This window comes from Cryobacterium sp. N19, assembly GCF_002929595.1.
In the GTDB taxonomy this organism is placed as follows: domain Bacteria; phylum Actinomycetota; class Actinomycetes; order Actinomycetales; family Microbacteriaceae; genus Cryobacterium; species Cryobacterium flavum.
In genome coordinates this window covers 30,899-47,020 of record NZ_PJJR01000040.1, presented here as the reverse complement: position 1 = coordinate 47,020, position 16,122 = coordinate 30,899, and the positions used below count along the sequence as shown (strand labels likewise).

Genomic DNA, 16,122 nt, shown 5'->3' with positions numbered 1-16,122 from the left:
CCACCACTTCGCGCGAACAGTTAGGACCACCCATGGTTGACACAGCCCAGCGCTCCAGCACCCGATCGACGACGATCGACCACAGCCGCGATGTCAGCATCGACACCGGCCCCATCAAATCCATCGGCGACCCAACAGGGCCCGCGGTCAACGTCGAACAACTCGGGCGCCAGCTGCTCGGCACCTGGGCCGACGTGCGCCTCGCCGCCCGTGAGGTCACCGCGCGGCCCGACATGCAGCGCATCGAGGGTCTCTCCATGGCTGACCACCGGTTGCGCGTGCTCGAGCAGCTCAAGGTGCTCGCCGCCAACGGTCACGTGCTACGCGCCTTCCCCAAACACCTCGGCGGGCAGGACGACCATGGCGGAAACATCGCCGGCTTCGAAGAACTCGTCATCGCCGACCCGAGCCTGCAAATCAAAGGCGGCGTGCAATGGGGCCTGTTCGGTGCCGCCGTACTTCACCTCGGCACCAAGCCGCACCACGATAAATACCTGCCCGGCATCATGGACCTCTCCGTGCCCGGTGCCTTCGCCATGACCGAGATTGGCCACGGTTCCGACGTGGCGAGCATTGCGACCACCGCAACCTTCGATGCGGCGACCGGCGAGTTCGTCATCAACACCCCGTTTCGCGCCGCCTGGAAGGATTACCTCGGCAACGCCGCGAAAGACGGCATCGCCGCCGTGTTGTTCGCGCAGCTCATCACGCAGGGCGTCAATCACGGTGTGCACGCCTTCTACCTACCCATTCGGGGCATTGACGGCGACTTCCTCCCCGGCGTCGGCGGCGAAGACGACGGCCTCAAGGGTGGCCTCAACGGCATTGACAACGGCCGACTGCACTTCGACAACGTGCGCATCCCGCGCGAAAATCTGCTCAACCGCTACGGCGACGTCGCCGCAGACGGCACTTACTCCAGCCCGATTTCGAGCCCCGGCCGCCGCTTCTTCACCATGCTCGGCACGCTGGTGCAGGGTCGCGTATCGCTCGACGGGGCCGCCACCGCGGCATCCGCTCTCGCCCTGACCATCGCAATCACTTATGGAAGCCAGCGTCGCCAGTTCACCGCCGGCAGTGACACCGACGAAGAGGTTATCCTCGACTACCAGCGGCACCAGCGCCGCCTGTTTCCGCGCCTCGCCACGACCTACGCGCAGACCTTCGCGCACGACGAGTTTCTGGTGAAGTTCGACGACGTGTTTAGCGGCAAAACCGACACTGACGACGACCGGCAAGACCTCGAAACCCTGGCCGCCGCGCTCAAGCCGCTCTCGACCTGGCACGCACTCGACACCCTGCAGGAGGCGCGTGAGGCCTGCGGCGGCGCCGGCTTCATGGCCGAGAACCGCCTCGTGGGGCTGCGCGCCGACCTCGACATCTTCGCGACCTTCGAGGGCGACAACAACGTGCTGCTACAGCTCGTGGCCAAACGTCTGCTCACCGATTACAGTCGTAAATTCGCCACAGCGGATGCCGGTGCCCTCGCCCGCTACGTCGTGCAGCACGCCGCTGGTCGCGCTTACCACGGCACCGGCCTGCGCACCCTGGGCCAGTCCGTTGCCGACCGCGGTTCCACGGCCCGCTCGGTCGGTGCCCTCCGCGAGGCTGATGTTCAGCGCGAGCTGCTCACCGATCGGGTCGAGAGCATGATCGGCGAGGTTGCCGGCAAGCTGCGCGGCGCCACCAAGCTGCCGAAGAAACAGGCCGCCGACCTGTTCAACGCGCACCAGAACGAGCTGATCGAGGCGGCCAGGGCCCACGGCGAACTGCTGCAGTGGGAGTCGTTCACCCGGGCGCTCGACGCTACGACGGATGCCGGCACCAAGCAGGTTCTCACCTGGCTGCGCGACCTGTTCGGACTCGGCCTGGTGGAGAAAAACCTCGCCTGGTACCTCATCCACGGTCGGCTTTCGGCCCAGCGAGCCCAGGCGGTCACGGCCTACATCGACCGGCTGATTGCGCGCATCCGTCCGCACGCCCTCGATCTGGTTGACGCGTTCGGCTACTCGCAGGACCACCTGCGGGCCACGATCGCGAGTGGTATCGAACGTGAACGCCAGATCGAGGCGCGTGACTACTACGCCGACCAGCGGGCGTCCGGGACCGCTCCTGCACCCGAAAAACCGGTCAGGCGGTAAGGCGCCACACGTCGTACTCAGGTACGACATCGGTGGCGCACAACCATCCCCACGGTTGATGCGCCACAGCCGCCACAAACCGTACCGTTTGGTTGGGGGCTTCACAGCACGACACGGGGCCTCACCCACTACCGGAATGAGGCAGTCGTGATCCAGGCACAGTCCCTGACCAAGCACTACGGAAGCAAGACCGCGGTCGACGGGGTCGACTTCACGGTGCAGCCCGGCAAGGTCACCGGTTTTCTCGGGCCGAACGGCGCCGGCAAGTCCACCACCATGCGCATGATCGTGGGCCTTGACCGACCCAGCCTCGGCTCGGTCATCGTCAACGGAAAGCCGTACCACGAGCACAAGGCGCCCCTGCGTGAGGTCGGTGTGCTGCTCGACGCTAAAGCTGTGCACACCGGTCGTAGCGCCTACAACCACCTGCGCGCCATGGCCGCCACCCACAGCATCCCCACCAGTCGGGTGCACGAGGTCATCAACCTCACCGGTCTCGAGTCCGTCGCCCGCAAGCGCGTCGGCGGATTCTCGCTCGGCATGGGCCAGCGGCTCGGCATCGCCGCGGCGCTGCTCGGCGACCCGGCCACACTGATCCTCGACGAGCCGGTCAACGGCCTCGACCCGGAGGGCGTGCAGTGGGTTCGCAAGCTCACCAAGCAGCTCGCGGCCGAGGGCCGCACCGTGCTGCTCTCCTCGCACCTCATGAGTGAGATGGCCCTCACCGCCGACCACATCATCGTGCTCGGTCGCGGTCGGGTGATAGCGGATGCCTCGGTCGCTGAAATCATCGCCTCGGCAGCGCAGAATACGGTTCGCGTACGCACCCCGCACACTGCGGCCCTAGCAAGCCTGCTCGCGCAGGAAAACGTGACCATCACCAACGTCGAGCCGGACGTGCTCGAGATCACGGGACTTTCTGTGAACGAGATCGGCGACCGCGCTGCAGCCGCCCAGATCTCCCTGCACGAACTCGCGACGGTGAGTGCCTCGCTCGAAGATGCCTACATGAAACTCACCCAAAACGAAGTGGAATACCGCACGGGCGATACCCACACCGAAGAGGAGGCAGCCCGATGACCACCCAGACCGCGCCGACCACCACCCGCGCATCCTTCGTGCCGGCCGGATCGGGGCTCAGCTTCACCGGCCTCCTTCGTTCGGAAACCATCAAGCTGTGGAGCCTCCGCTCCACCTACTGGTCCTTCTCCCTCGTAGTTGTCGCTTCGCTCGGAATCGCGGTTCTGATGGCGTTCGCCATGTCGGCACAATCCATGGGATACGACGCCGCAACCGGTACCCCCATGGTTATGGGGGATGCGCAGTTGTTTGTGCTCGTCGCCACCACCGGCATCGGTTTCGGGCAGCTGATCGTCGCTGTTCTTGGCGTGCTGTCCATCAGTGGCGAGTACGCCAGTGGGATGATCAAGTCAACGCTCACCGCAGTGCCGAACCGCCTTCCCGCACTCTGGTCCAAAGTCATCGTGCTCTTCGCCTTCACCTTCCTGGTCGGACTGTTCAGTGTGGTCGGCTCATTCCTCGTGGCCATGCCCATTCTGGGATCCAAGGACATCACCGCGGACCTGTTCGACGTTGACGTGTTCCTGCCGCTGCTCGGAAATGTGCTGTTCCTCGCCCTCATCGCGGTTTTCGCTGTCGGAATCGGCACGATCCTGCGCAGCAGCGCCGGAGGCATCGCAACCGTGCTCGGAATCACTATGCTCCTGCCGGTGGTACTTGGCATACTTTCCAGTTTTGTCGAGTGGATTGGTGACATCATGCCGTTTCTGTTCACCACGGCGGGCACGGAGATAATCACCCCGAACACCATGGAATCCTGGCAGGCCTTACTGGTCGTCATGGCCTGGGTCGCCGTAAGCCTCGGCACGGCAGCTTTCCTGCTGAAGCGCCGCGACGCCTGACCCCTACCATCGAAGTATGAGCACAAAACCGTCTCCCTCCGTGCGCGATCGTGCGCCGGGGAGACGTGCGCCAGAGCCTGACGCAGAAGGCCGTTATTGATTTCGTTCGTACCGCGCTGTCACGGTGAGTATGCCTGAAGAAGACCGGAACCTTGGAGGGGCTCGGGCAACTCGTTGAATAGGTCATTGAGCGCCGCGATCGCCCGTTCACTCTTGGTACCCAGTGGCAGTGGCAGTGGTATAGCGATCAGCAGACGCTTTGCCGTTCGATCAGGGTCACGATGAGTGAGGCGCTGTAGCAGCCCACGATCACGCCACGCTCCCAATGCCCTGGCCTGTGTCGATCGTCAGCCTCAGCCGGGCGATCCTTCTGCGGACCGAGGCCGGGTATCCGCGACCTCATTTCGCCCTATGCGACCCGCCGTTGCGGATGTCGGCGCAGCCGCTTGGTGCGGAGTTTCACAGGCAATTCGGAATTGAGACCGGGCTATGCCTCCACGTACATGGAGGTACAGATGGTCACCTACGAGACGCCATTGGTCTCGTCAGCCGGGAAGTCCGAGAGTTTCTGCTTGGAGATCTGTTGCGGAGAAAAGCACGCGTTCAGCTTGGATTCCACGTTCTGCCGCAGCCGATCGTCAAGGGCGAGTTTCCACAGTCGGGGCCGGCGTCTTCGAGCGTTCGGAGGACGTTTGGTTGGGGCCGCCCGATAGCTGCTCAAGCCGCCACGCAGTGCCTCGCGCGAAACGGTCGAGACCGACCGGCTCAGCTCGACAGCGATCGCTGTCCTGAACCGCTGCGCGGCGAGTCCGCGCGAAACTCTCACGCTCATCGGGCGATAGCGGCAAAGCCGACCGCGGCGCCTTCGCCCGTGGCCCACCCCGCGGGATTGCTTGAGCCAGAGACATTCGGTGGGCCTTGATATCCCGGCCAGTGTCGCAGGCTTTCGCAATGATGTACCAAAGGAACGCACCGAGAAGAATGTCATCCGTTGCTCCGGTGGCTTTGGTTTCCGTCCCATTCTCACTTTTCCGGCGAAGCTCACGAGGAGTCCGCTAGGCCACACCGTTGCATTGACTGCTTGGAACTGTTAGTGCCTGGGGGCTACCTTTCCAAGAGCGGCGTTGAAATTCTCGGTTTCTGCTTACTTCGGCCAGTGGACCAAACCTGCGTCAGGCGTCTCGCGGTATTGGCCGTCAGGATCAGTGGCGGTGGGATCGTCAGTAGTGCGGAAAAGGTCCGCTGCCGCCCAAATGGGGAGCAACGGACCCCTTCACTTGGGGCCGAAGTACGGCCGAATTCTCAGACCGTGTCTAGATCAAATCTGAGCCGAATTGAATTGTCACTATGCGGGATTTCTTTCGACGAGTCAGGCGCAATCGGCGGCTGGCATCTCCCTGATAGTGGTGCTATTGAAGCCGCCGATCGGGATGCTCCAGCATGTGTATTGGTCCCGATTTATTGATGAACCCCACAAGTTCCCGAGTGCTGCGAGTGTGTCTTTTGCCGTGTTAACCCCAACGACGCCGCACAAAGCCTTAAAGACTTTCAGAACCACGCTCGGGACTTTAGTGAGGGCACAACCTGCGCCGGCGGAAGCTACAGCGATCGTACCTAAGGCCTTTACCACCGCTTCCCATTCATAACCCCACGCGGCGATTACCGGAAAGGGAATCCACTGGATACTCGGATCAGCAACGATCGGGAATTCAGCACCGTCGATCGCAATGGTTTGCTGGAGGATGTCACCAACGATTGTGTAAGAAGTTTGAACACGCGTGCCGTTCGCATCTAGGGCCCAAGGAACCTCAATGAAGGGGGTGAGGGTCCCCGATTCAGATTTCAGGTCAACTGAACCGTCTGGCTGGATGGACGGTTCAAAACCGATGGGCAAACTCAGCTCGAATTCAGCAATGTTGCCTTTCTCGAGTACCGTGATCAGGCTCTGCTGAGATCCGGACTGCTTGACAATGGAATCCGCGGAGAGGGCTCTGAGCATCGCGTAAACGGCGTCGCCACTCGCCTCGATATGCGGGGCGCCGGGGGCTACACCGGCAATGACTCGTGTCTCCTTCGTCTCAGCGTCATTCGAAACTAGACCTGGCGATTTTCCTAGAGTCTTGTCAACCGTTGCGATCGTTTTCTGTAGCTGTGCGCTGGATGCCTGGATGCCTGCACTTTGCGGCGAGGCGCTTGCCGCCGCGGTCGACGTCACACTTGATGTCAGCAGGCTAGCTGTTACAACGCTTGCGACCCCGATAAATCGTATCTGCCAAGATCCTCTGACTCTGGTTTTCATTACTCTGCCCTAATTCTGTCGTTTCACAAGTCCTCGCCTCTAATTGGGCTTGTCTGTGAATTCACTCAAGGCTATTCCCGTTTAAACGGTGGGCGAATCCGGCTCAAGGAGGAGACTTATAGAGGTCGTGATCGGACGCGTCATACCTGCGTACTAGCTCAGAAAGACGAGGACTAGTACCTCGGCCCGACCTTCCTGCCAATATGCGTCGATAATAGTTCTTTCATGGCGAGTGAGTGCGTCGGTCGAAATGAAATTGAAGCGGTCGCCCACGCGGTGCCGTTCAACCCGGACATGCCAATCCCATCGACCAAGACTCAATGAATCTGCTCGGTGCGCATGTTGTTATCCGCTCGAAATGGCGCACAATGGCAGCCCTAATGAAGGAAAGCTTTACCCCGCTCTCCACGGGATGCTCCTTGAATCATCGACGGAGCAGCTTTTCTGCCCGAGAGCTGGGGCACCTAGAGTCATTAGATGACCTGTATCACCTCGTCTAACGGACAATTCCCGCCGCCGGGGGGAGATGTGCGCCTGCCCACCCCTCCCGGTGCGGTGCGCCGGTTCTGGACCAGGCATCCCCACCTCGCCGACGCGCTCGTCGTGGCGATTTACGCTGTGCCGATGGCTCTCGTTCTGGTGCTCAACCTGTTCGACGCCGAGCCTGCACCCGTCCGTGAGGGGCTCCTCAACGCCGCCATCATGCTCGTTCTGGCCGTTGCCCTGTACTTCCGTCGACGGATGCCGCGGCTCGTGTTGGCCCTGACCTGGCTCAGCCTGCTCACCTTCGCCGACTACGGCGAAGTCCACCTCATCGCACAGTTGCTCGCGCTGTATGCGGTCGCGGTCTACTCGGACGTGCGGAGCGCGTGGGCCGGTTATGGGGCATCCGTGCTGCTGGCCGTGCTGGCAGCGTGGCTCACCGACAACCCCGACGAGGTGCGCTGGATACCGGTGGCCATCCAGGTGGCCATCATGATGCTCGCCGCCACCCTGGTCGGCATCAACATGGGAAACAGCAAACGGTACGTCGTCTCGTTGCTCGACCTGGCCGCGCAGTTGACCCGTGAGCGCGACCAGCAGGCGCAGCTGTCGCGCATCTCCGAGCGGGCCCGCATCGCGAGCGAGATGCACGACGTCGTCGCGCACAGCCTGTCGGTCATGGTCGCTCTCGCCGACGGTGCCCACGCAATCGCGCCCAAGGATATCCAGCGATCCCGGGCGGCCATGCTCGACGTCGCCGCCACTGGTCGCCGATCCATGACCGAGATGCGGCGGCTGCTCGGGGTGCTCGATGTCGGCACCGAGCCGGCACCGCGCGCCCCACAGCCGGGTATCGACCAGCTCGCCGACCTGGTCGAGTCTTTTCGGTCCACCGGGCTGCCGGTCGTGCTGGAGCGCAGCGGCCGTGATCCCGCCAACCCGAGCGTGCAGCTGACCATCTTCCGACTGGTGCAGGAATCACTCACCAACGTGCTGCGCTACGCCGATACGCCCACTCGGGTCGTGGTGCGGCTGGACTCGATGCCGGACACCATCGAGGTCACGGTCAGCGACAACGGTCGGCAGCACGAGCGACCGAACACCCAGTCCTTCGGGCGGGGATTGATCGGAATGCAGGAGCGCGTCGCCATCTACGGCGGCACCTTCGAAGCCGGAGCTGGCGTTCGTGACGGCTGGCGCGTGCACGCGACGATGACACTGGACGAAGAAGTCCACCAGTTTGTGGCGGAGGACACGTGACCGCCACGATTCTGCCGGCACCGATCCGCATCATGCTTGTCGACGACCAGGCGCTCCTGCGCGTGGGGTTTCGGATGGTGCTAGAAGCCGAAGACGACTTCAGCGTCGTCGAGGAAGCGGGCGACGGCGCGCAGGCAGTCGCGCTCGCCGCCAGTGCGCGCCCGCAGGTCATTTTGATGGACGTGCGCATGCCGGGGCTCGACGGCATCGAGGCGACCCGGCAGATCATGGCGGTCCAGCCCGAGACCCGCATCATCATCCTCACCACCTTCGACCTCGACGAGTACGCCTTTGGTGGGTTGCGCGCTGGCGCGAGCGGCTTCCTGCTCAAGAACGCCGAGCCGGGGGAACTGATCACCGCCATCCGCACGGTCGTCTCGGGGGAGGCATCCGTTTCACCACGCGTGACGCGGAGGCTGCTTGACCTCTTCGGCACCCAGCTGCCACTCGTCGACGCCGAAAACGGATGCGCCGCCCAGGCCCTCGCGGCCCTCACCGAGCGGGAGACCGAGGTCTTCCTCGCCATCGCCGAGGGGCTCTCCAACCCCGAACTGGGCGAGCGGTTCTTTCTCTCCGAGTCCACAGTGAAGACGCATGTCGGCAGAATTCTGCACAAATTGGGCCTGCGTGACCGGGTGCAGGCGGTCATTCTGGCCTACGAACAGGGCCTGGTCGGCCGCTGAACCCGGCAGGCGCGTGGCATAGGCTCGACGCATGCGTACCTTTTACCCCGAGCTTGAACCTTACGAAACCGGCCTGCTCGATGTCGGCGACAATCAGACCATCTATTGGGAAGCCTCTGGCAATCCAGACGGCAAGCCGGCGGTCTACCTGCACGGCGGCCCTGGCGGCGCGTCCGGCCCCGACCAGCGTCGGGTGTTCGACCCGGCAAAGTACCGCATCATCCTGTTCGACCAGCGTGGTTGCGGCCTGAGCACGCCGCACGCGAGCGAGCCCGATGTCGACCTCAGCGTCAACACCACTTGGACCCTCGTCGCCGACCTGGAAAAACTGCGCGAGCACCTCGGTATCGACCGCTGGCTGGTCTGCGGGGGATCTTGGGGCAGCACCCTCGCCCTCGCCTACGCCGAGACGCACCCCGACCAAGTGACCGAACTCGTCGTGCGCGGCATCTTCACCCTGCGCCCGGTTGAACTCGACTGGTTCTACGAGGGAGGCGCGAGCGCGATCTACCCCGACCTGTGGGAATCATTCCTCGCACCCGTTCCCGAAAATGAACGCGGTCACCTGATCGAGGCCTACGGTCGGATGCTGCACGACCCCGACCAATTCGTGCGCGAACGTGCCGGCGTCGCCTGGGCCACCTGGGAGTCCTCGACGATCACCCTGCTGCAGGAGCCCGACAAGATCGCGCACTTTTCCGATCCGGCTTTCGCGGTGGCCTTCGCCCGCATCGAGAACCACTTCTTCGCCAATAAAGGCTGGTTCACGCCCAACCAGCTCATCGACAACGCCTCCCGCCTCGCCGAGATCCCCGGTGTCATCGTGCAGGGCCGCTACGATATGTGCACCCCCGCCTTCACCGCTTGGGATCTGCACAAGAACTGGCCAGAGGCCGACTTCCGCCTGATTCCTGACGCCGGTCACGCGTTTGACCAGCCCGGAATTCTCGACGCCATCATCGAGGCGACGGACCGCTTCGCTGGTTAGCCGGGCGTCTGCCGCGCACCCGTCAGGCTGATTCGCCGCGACCCCGTACGAGGCGCATCGCGTCGATCACGCCAGCCAGGTCGCGGCGGATGCGCGGCACCAGGAGGCCGGCGAGTGCGTAGGTGGCAACCACGGTGATGAACGCCGCCAGCACCTGCGGCACCGCGGGCCAGCTCGATCCCCACTCGACGACGAACCAGGCGATGGGCGTGGCGATGCTCGCGATGGCGAGTACGCGAGAAGCCCCGCCGAATAACTGCCGGGTCGGAATACTCGTGCGGCGTGACAGCCACCATAACGAGATCGGCCACTCGATCGCCGGAGCGATGGCATAGCCGAGGGCGATTCCCACGACGCCCCCGGTGGAGCCGACCACCACGCAGGTGATCTTGATGAAAGCCCCCAGCAGGGAGAATCGAAACAGGTCGGCGGTGAGCGCCCGCGACAGGTACACCCAATACCCCACGAAGGCGAGGGACTGGAAGATGCCTGCGATGGCCAACAGCCGCAGAATCGGGGCGGCCGCTGCCCACTGCGGTCCGAGAAACACAGCCGTGATCGGTTCGGCCGCGCTCGCCACAACCGCGAGGGCTGCCACCAGGGTGTACCCGAGCATCAGCTGGCCGCGGCACAGCCAGTCGCCGAACCTGACCGTATCGTCGCTGAGCCGCGAGAGGATTGGAAGGGCCACCGTGGTCAGGGGAAGGCGTACCTGATTCACGCCGGTCATCAGCAACTGGAACGCCCGGCTGTAGGTGCCAAGCGCGACCGGTCCGAATCGGAGGCCAATCAGCAGATTGTCCACGTTGTTGCTCAGATAGCCCACGAGTTGGGCGGCCACCATGTTCCAGCCGTAGTGAAGGAACCCACCGATCGGTGCGTCCCGGCGGGGCCGGCCCGGAATCCACCGCGCGGAGAGTACCAGCAGGATCAGCGTGACCCCGGCCTGGGCCAGCTGCTGCACCACGATCGCCCAGTAGTGCCAGCCGAGAAGCGCAGCGCCGATCGCCAGGGTCAGCGCCACCGCCGGCGCCACCACGTCGATCGCAGAGATCCTGACGAACCGAAGCTGGCGAACGAGGTCTGCACGGTACTGGGTTGCGCATCCGTTTATCACAAAGGTCAGCGAGAGCGCCTGCGCGATCGGGCCAATCGACGATTGGCCGTAGGCCGCGGCCAGCACATCTGACCCGGCGCACACCAGACCGGCCAGCGCAATTCCCAGACCCACGTTGACCCACCACAGGTTGTCCCGCTGCTCCCGCGACAGCGACGGCGCCTGGATCGCGGCGGAGGACAGGCCGAAGTCACGCAGCAGCTCGCCCACACCGACGACGGTGATCACCATGGCGATGAGTCCATAATCGCTGGGGCTGAGCAAGCGCGCCAGGACCACGACGGAGGCCAGCTGGATGATCGCCTTGCCGGCCTGTCCCCCGAGAACCACGGTTGCACCACGCATCGCTCGCGCACCGAGGCCGTCCGGTCGCCGGTCGCGCAGCTGGGGGCCGCGCTGGCCCGGTGCCGTTTTTACCATCGTGATCAGTCCTGGACCGTCGAGGTGGGCCTGGCATACTCCTGATAGGTGAATCCCCAGGCACCCGCGACCATTCCCGCTCCGCGGAACACCGCGCGGAGACCGCGCGCTTCGTGGCGCAGCGACCCGGTCGCCAGGCCGAAGATTCCGCGCGCGCAGCCGCCGCCGATGCGCGTCAGCCCGCCTATCGTGTGTTTCACGCGACCCCCCACCCGTTGCGCCCCCGTTTCAGCCAGAAATACGGCCACGAGGCTCGTGGTGTTGCCGTGGCTCAGCGTGCGCATGAGCACCCACCGTCGGCCAGACCGCTCGACCGGGACGAAGTCGGTCGCTGCCGACTCTTCGCACCACACGATTCGGGCCTTCCGACGGGTGAGTTGATGACTGAACAGGGAATCCTCGCCGCCACACAGTCCCAGACGCACGTCGAACCGCAAGCCGAGATCGCGCACCTGCTGCAGGTCCAGCAGCAGATTATTGGTGGCGGCCACTTCAATTTCGGTGCCGGTTGTCATGCTCCGTCGTCGAAAGAAGCTGCCGGCCGCCACCCACGGGTCGAGATCGCCCGAAAACTCCGGAACGATGCGTCCCATCACAGCGGCTGCCCGGGATGAACGCCAGGTGGCGACGAGGGGACGCAGCCAGTCAGCGGTCGGGCGCTCGTCATCGTCGATATAGACGAGCAAGTCGGAGTCGCCGGTCTCGTCGAGCGCGCGGTTGCGTGCTGCGGCGATGCCGGGTTCCGGCTCGATCACGTAGCGCACGAGGTCTGCATCGAGCGTCGCGACGAACGTTCCGGCGCTGCCGTCGGCGTCATTGTCGACGACCAGAATGTTCGCGAGCACCGAATGATCGGCGTTGATGGCACGAACCTGCTCGACAATGGCCGGCAGGCCACGACGCAGCCCCTCCGGTCGCAGATAGGTCAACACGGCCACGGTGAGGGTGACGACCTGCAGGGCCGGGTCCGCGCGCAGCGGATCGGCATTCGTGGGGAATGTCATGTCGGGTTCGCCATCGCCACGGCCAAGCGGTACGCCTCCACATGCTCGATCCCCGCGCGTGCCCAGTCACGGGCATTCAGATTCGGCGGCTCCCGCACGGTGTTGGCGTGCATCAGTGCCATCGTCTCCACGATCGCCGTGGCGCTGATCGCTCCGGAGTAGCGATACACCCAGCCGGGCCCGACCTCCGCTGCGAGACGTTGGTTAGTCGCATTGTCGGGCACCAGGATGGCGCGACCGAGCGAAAGCGCGGCCAGGGCTCCGCCGGAATTATGCATGAACCGGTACGGCAGAACCACCAGCTCCGCTGACGTGACGAGATCAACGAACTTCCGATCTTCCAGGAACCTGAGATCGATGGTGATGCGCGGATCACCCGCAGCGAGCGCGGTCACCTGCCGGGCGAGCTCGGCGCTCGAGGGCAGACCGCCGATCCGCAGGGTGAGTCCGTGTGAAATCGCATCCGTTTGGCGAAAAGCTTTGACCAGGTCCTCCACCCCCTTGTAGCGGCGAATCCACCCGGCGAATCCGATCCGGCCCTCAACCATGGGTGCGCGCGGATGGTTGGCGTACCAACTCAGGTAGTGCCCGTGTCGAATCGTGGTGGCGCGCAGGCCAGTCGCAACGGCGGTCGTTTCGTTGAGACGAATCCGCAGTGCCGTCTGTCGATCGAGAAGAGTAAGCAGAACCTCCTGGCGCCGAGACAGCCCGACGGGACGATGCAGATTATGCATGGTGCGCACAATGGGCGTGCGAGTGAGGCGTAGTCGGCAGACCAGGGCGAGGGTGAGGGCTTGCCGCGCCAGTTGCCGCGCCGGGGTTCGGCCGGTGACCAGGATTTCCGGCCAGTGCACATGGAAGACATCGAACCGAGCTCCCAGCGCGGTGCGCCATCGAAAGTTCAACACCGTCACCTCCGGCGCGTCTCGCAAGGCATTGCCGAGCATGGACAAGTACGGGTTGGTGGTCGGTCGGGGGGGCGGAAATGATTGGAGCACGGTCAGTCGTGTCACGACCACCCTCTCGTCGGCGGCGCCTAAGGCGCCCACAGCGCCGCGCGGACACACTCTATTGCCCCACCGGCCTCCAAGTCGAATTTTCGTCAGTTTGACGAAACAGCTCCCGATTCCAGTCGGCCCGCATCTCCCGCATCTGCAACACTGAGCGGATGACCGTCCCGGCATTCGACACGCTCGCCATTGTGGTGGTGAACTTCGCGTCCTGCGCGCTCCTGGAGAGCAATCTGGTCCCCCTTGCTCGGTCAGTGCCCGCCGCGCAGATTGTGGTGGTCGACAACTTCACCCATCCGCGGGAGAGGGAACGCCTGGTCGAAATGGGTCAGCGCGAAGGCTGGGCTGTCGTGCTGTCCGACGCGAACGACGGTTTCGGCGTGGGCATGAACCGCGGCGTGGAACGGGCACTCGAGCTCGGTCGCACCGCGTTCCTGCTACTCAACCCCGACGCCGAAATTGCTGCTGACCAGGTGGGGGTTCTGCTGGCGGAGGCCCTGGCGCATCCGCTCACCCTCGTTGCCCCGCGAATCCTGCGGCCAGACGGATCCGTGTGGTTCGACGGTTGCGACCTCGATCTCAATGACGGCCGGATCCGCGCCCTGCGGCACCGGGCGAGCCACCCCGACGCGCGGGTCACGCCGTGGTTGAGCGGGGCCTGCCTGCTGGTCAGTGCCGCGCTCTGGAGTCGGGTCGGCGGGTTTGGCACGGAGTATTTTCTGTATTGGGAGGACGTCGACCTGTCCTGGCGGGTGCTGCAGGCCGGCGGTGACGTGCGGGTGTGCGCCGAGGCGGTGGCGGTGCATGCGGAGGGCGGTACCCAGGGAGCCGGAATCGAGCGTACAGCGCAGGGCAAGTCAAACGCCTATTACTATTTCAACGTGCGTAATCGGATGCTGTTTGCCGCACGCAACCTGACGACTGAGGATGCCGCACGGTGGCGGCGTCACAGCACCCGGGTCGCCTGGGAAATTCTGCTGCAGGGCGGGCGTCGTCAGTTCCTGAGCTCTCTGCGGCCGTTGGCCTCGGCCGCCCGCGGCCTCAGAGATGGCCGCAAGATTCTGCTTGGCGCTCAGGGACTGACAAAATTACGCGCTGCCAAACGTGTGCGCGACTAGCAGTCAAGCGGATGCCGGTCAGCGCGTCTTGCGGCGCAGCATCCGCTTGCCGTAGCGACCGATGGTGGCAATGTCCGAGCGGCGCAGTCCATAGAACTGCAGCACGCCGATCCCGAACACCCTCGACAGGAACAACAGGTTCAGGTTGCTCGTGATGACGTTTCCGGCGAGTGTCGTGAGCGCCGCACCCATCGCGCCCAGCAGCGGCGCGAGAACAATGAGCAACGCGACATTGATGACGCAGGAAATGGTGAGTGCGAGGCTGCGCAACCCGGGGCGACCACGCGCGCTGAGGCCGGCGCCGGCAATGGAGCCCGGCGTGAGGAGCACGACCGCCACGAGGAGCACTGCGGCAATCGGGATCGATTCGCGAAAACCTTCTCCGAACAGAAACGGCAGCCACCACAGCATGGAAACTCCGAGTACGAGCGCGGCGAACGCCGACAGCGCCGTCGAGATTCGGGCAGACGAACTGAGCCGGTCATCGACGGACTCAGCTGCTTCGTTGACGAACGACACGTCACGTACCGCGTGGTGAATGATCAGCGGCAGCTCGCTGATGCTCACTGCCACGACGTAGAGCCCGAGCTGGTGCGTACCGGCGAGCGGCGTCATGAGCACCTGATCGAGACGGGTGAGCAGCACGCCAGACAGCGAACCCACCCACATTCGGCTCCCGTAACTGAGGAGACCGAGCATGCGAGCCTCGGGCGGAACCTGGAGGGCCCTCGGGTCAAGGCTGCGCATCCGCCCGATATAGACAAAGGCGCCCACCACCGGCATGGCTGCAACAGTGACGGTGGCCACGAGCGGGGTGAGCGTCCCCGTGAGCCAGAACGGGATGAGCACTGCGAGGCGCAGAGTCGACGAAAGGATTCGCTCCACGGACACGAGCCGCCAGCTGTTTGTGGCCGAAGCAACTCCGCGCAGAATCCCCACGAGAAGATTCGGCACGATGGCCAAACTGGCCACCACGATCAGACTTTGGACATCCGGGTCACCGCCGCTCAAAAGGGGCGGCGAGAAGACAATGGCGGCGGTAGCGAATAGTCCGGCGACGAGCAGAATGAGCATGCCGCGACCTGCTGCGTTTCGCGCCGAGGCCGGCTTGCGGGCGATCGCCCAGGTGACGGCTTCCGGAATTCCAAAAGTGGCGAGGGTGACGACCAGCGCCAGCGGCGCTGTCGCAGCAGCCACGGCACCGCGGCCGTCCACTCCGAGTGCCTGCGCCAGAATGGGGCCGGAGAAGAGTGCGACGAGCGGTGGAAAAGCGTTGCCTAGCAACGCGACCGTCATATTGCGCGAAACGGTGCCCGTCCGATTGGGGAGCAGGCCGGCCTTGCGTTGTGGCGGAGCTGCGGGTGAGGCGTCCTCGAGCAAGGCGGTGGCTCCCGTTGGGTCAGAGGCTGGATCAAGCTGAAACGCCACTGTACACGCAGCATGACAGCGGGAGGTGACCCCCGATCGGGGGGATCAAATGGGCGAATCCGCTCGGCGCTGACCTTGATCCCGCGCCCACATGGACCTACTGTTGTGCCGATGCGGTCGCGCGGCAGAGACAATACCCGAATTGTTTCGGGCGCGGCCCGGTGCGGGGCCCGAAGACCTACATGTGCGAGACGACCAAACAGCCGGTGACACCACAGCGCTTGGCAGCGAAGAAGTCACTACGGGAGC

12 protein-coding genes are annotated in these 16,122 nt (G+C 64.2%); 7 read left to right on the top strand and 5 right to left on the bottom strand.

The features are described 5' to 3' along the window. Positions 1 to 32: 32 nt before the first annotated feature. The 3 genes from CXY78_RS01990 (at position 33) to CXY78_RS01980 (ending at position 4,063) form a co-directional block, all read left to right on the top strand. A complete protein-coding gene (locus CXY78_RS01990) occupies positions 33 to 2,141 on the top strand; it encodes an acyl-CoA dehydrogenase (protein ID WP_092341975.1) in 2,109 nt (702 codons plus the stop codon). 147 nt (positions 2,142 to 2,288) lie between these two features. Beyond that, the gene (locus CXY78_RS01985; protein WP_092341974.1) at positions 2,289 to 3,221 is read left to right on the top strand and encodes an ABC transporter ATP-binding protein; all 933 of its coding nucleotides are present in this window, start codon (positions 2,289 to 2,291) and stop codon (positions 3,219 to 3,221) included. Next, positions 3,218 to 4,063, top strand: a complete 846-nt coding sequence (locus tag CXY78_RS01980; RefSeq protein WP_104087805.1) for an ABC transporter permease subunit — start codon at positions 3,218 to 3,220, stop codon at positions 4,061 to 4,063. The genes CXY78_RS01985 and CXY78_RS01980 overlap by 4 nt, the downstream gene beginning before the upstream one ends. A gap of 1,369 nt (positions 4,064 to 5,432) precedes the next feature. Here the strand turns inward: CXY78_RS01980 and CXY78_RS01970 are convergent. After that, entirely contained in the window at positions 5,433 to 6,362 is a 930-nt protein-coding gene (locus CXY78_RS01970; protein ID WP_140425630.1) for a hypothetical protein, read from the bottom strand. A gap of 477 nt (positions 6,363 to 6,839) precedes the next feature. Between CXY78_RS01970 and CXY78_RS01965 the strand changes: the two genes are divergently transcribed. The 3 genes from CXY78_RS01965 to pip are packed head-to-tail and all read left to right on the top strand — an operon-like array spanning position 6,840 to position 9,776. Beyond that, a complete protein-coding gene (locus CXY78_RS01965; RefSeq protein WP_104087802.1) occupies positions 6,840 to 8,105 on the top strand; it encodes a sensor histidine kinase in 1,266 nt (421 codons plus the stop codon). Positions 8,106 to 8,137: 32 nt separating this feature from the next. Beyond that, complete coding sequence (locus tag CXY78_RS01960; protein WP_092341986.1) at positions 8,138 to 8,788, top strand: response regulator transcription factor; 651 nt, start codon at positions 8,138 to 8,140, stop codon at positions 8,786 to 8,788. A 31-nt stretch (positions 8,789 to 8,819) separates the two neighbouring features. Then, positions 8,820 to 9,776, top strand: coding sequence for a prolyl aminopeptidase (pip, locus tag CXY78_RS01955; protein WP_104087800.1), 957 nt, complete (start codon positions 8,820 to 8,822; stop codon positions 9,774 to 9,776). A gap of 22 nt (positions 9,777 to 9,798) precedes the next feature. On the opposite strand, the gene CXY78_RS01950 is transcribed toward pip, so the two are convergent. The 3 genes from CXY78_RS01950 to CXY78_RS01940 are packed head-to-tail and all read right to left on the bottom strand — an operon-like array spanning position 9,799 to position 13,330. After that, positions 9,799 to 11,313: a lipopolysaccharide biosynthesis protein gene (locus CXY78_RS01950; RefSeq protein WP_104087799.1), complete on the bottom strand. Its 1,515-nt coding sequence runs from the start codon at positions 11,311 to 11,313 to the stop codon at positions 9,799 to 9,801. 5 nt (positions 11,314 to 11,318) lie between these two features. Beyond that, positions 11,319 to 12,317 carry a glycosyltransferase family 2 protein gene (locus tag CXY78_RS01945; protein WP_104087797.1) on the bottom strand — a complete coding sequence of 333 codons (999 nt, stop codon included), beginning with the start codon at positions 12,315 to 12,317 and terminating at the stop codon, positions 11,319 to 11,321. Beyond that, complete coding sequence (locus tag CXY78_RS01940; RefSeq protein WP_233197185.1) at positions 12,314 to 13,330, bottom strand: glycosyl transferase; 1,017 nt, start codon at positions 13,328 to 13,330, stop codon at positions 12,314 to 12,316. Before CXY78_RS01940 ends, CXY78_RS01945 begins: the two co-directional genes overlap by 4 nt. 155 nt (positions 13,331 to 13,485) lie before the next feature. Here CXY78_RS01940 and CXY78_RS01935 point away from each other — a divergent pair, with 155 nt between their 5' ends. Continuing rightward, positions 13,486 to 14,445, top strand: a complete 960-nt coding sequence (locus CXY78_RS01935) for a glycosyltransferase family 2 protein (RefSeq protein ID WP_104087796.1) — start codon at positions 13,486 to 13,488, stop codon at positions 14,443 to 14,445. A gap of 18 nt (positions 14,446 to 14,463) precedes the next feature. Here the strand turns inward: CXY78_RS01935 and CXY78_RS01930 are convergent, their stop codons facing one another. After that, positions 14,464 to 15,873, bottom strand: coding sequence for an oligosaccharide flippase family protein (locus CXY78_RS01930; RefSeq protein ID WP_140425459.1), 1,410 nt, complete (start codon positions 15,871 to 15,873; stop codon positions 14,464 to 14,466). Positions 15,874 to 16,122: the final 249 nt, after the last annotated feature.

Coding starts and splice junctions, on each gene's coding strand:
- CXY78_RS01980 (WP_104087805.1), top strand. CDS start 3,218: ATGACCACCCAGACCGCGCCGACCACCACCCGCGCATCCTTCGTGCCG.
- CXY78_RS01990 (WP_092341975.1), top strand. CDS start 33: ATGGTTGACACAGCCCAGCGCTCCAGCACCCGATCGACGACGATCGAC.
- pip (WP_104087800.1), top strand. CDS start 8,820: ATGCGTACCTTTTACCCCGAGCTTGAACCTTACGAAACCGGCCTGCTC.
- CXY78_RS01950 (WP_104087799.1), bottom strand. CDS start 11,313: ATGGTAAAAACGGCACCGGGCCAGCGCGGCCCCCAGCTGCGCGACCGG.
- CXY78_RS01970 (WP_140425630.1), bottom strand. CDS start 6,362: ATGAAAACCAGAGTCAGAGGATCTTGGCAGATACGATTTATCGGGGTC.
- CXY78_RS01945 (WP_104087797.1), bottom strand. CDS start 12,317: ATGACATTCCCCACGAATGCCGATCCGCTGCGCGCGGACCCGGCCCTG.
- CXY78_RS01960 (WP_092341986.1), top strand. CDS start 8,138: ATGCTTGTCGACGACCAGGCGCTCCTGCGCGTGGGGTTTCGGATGGTG.
- CXY78_RS01935 (WP_104087796.1), top strand. CDS start 13,486: ATGACCGTCCCGGCATTCGACACGCTCGCCATTGTGGTGGTGAACTTC.
- CXY78_RS01965 (WP_104087802.1), top strand. CDS start 6,840: ATGACCTGTATCACCTCGTCTAACGGACAATTCCCGCCGCCGGGGGGA.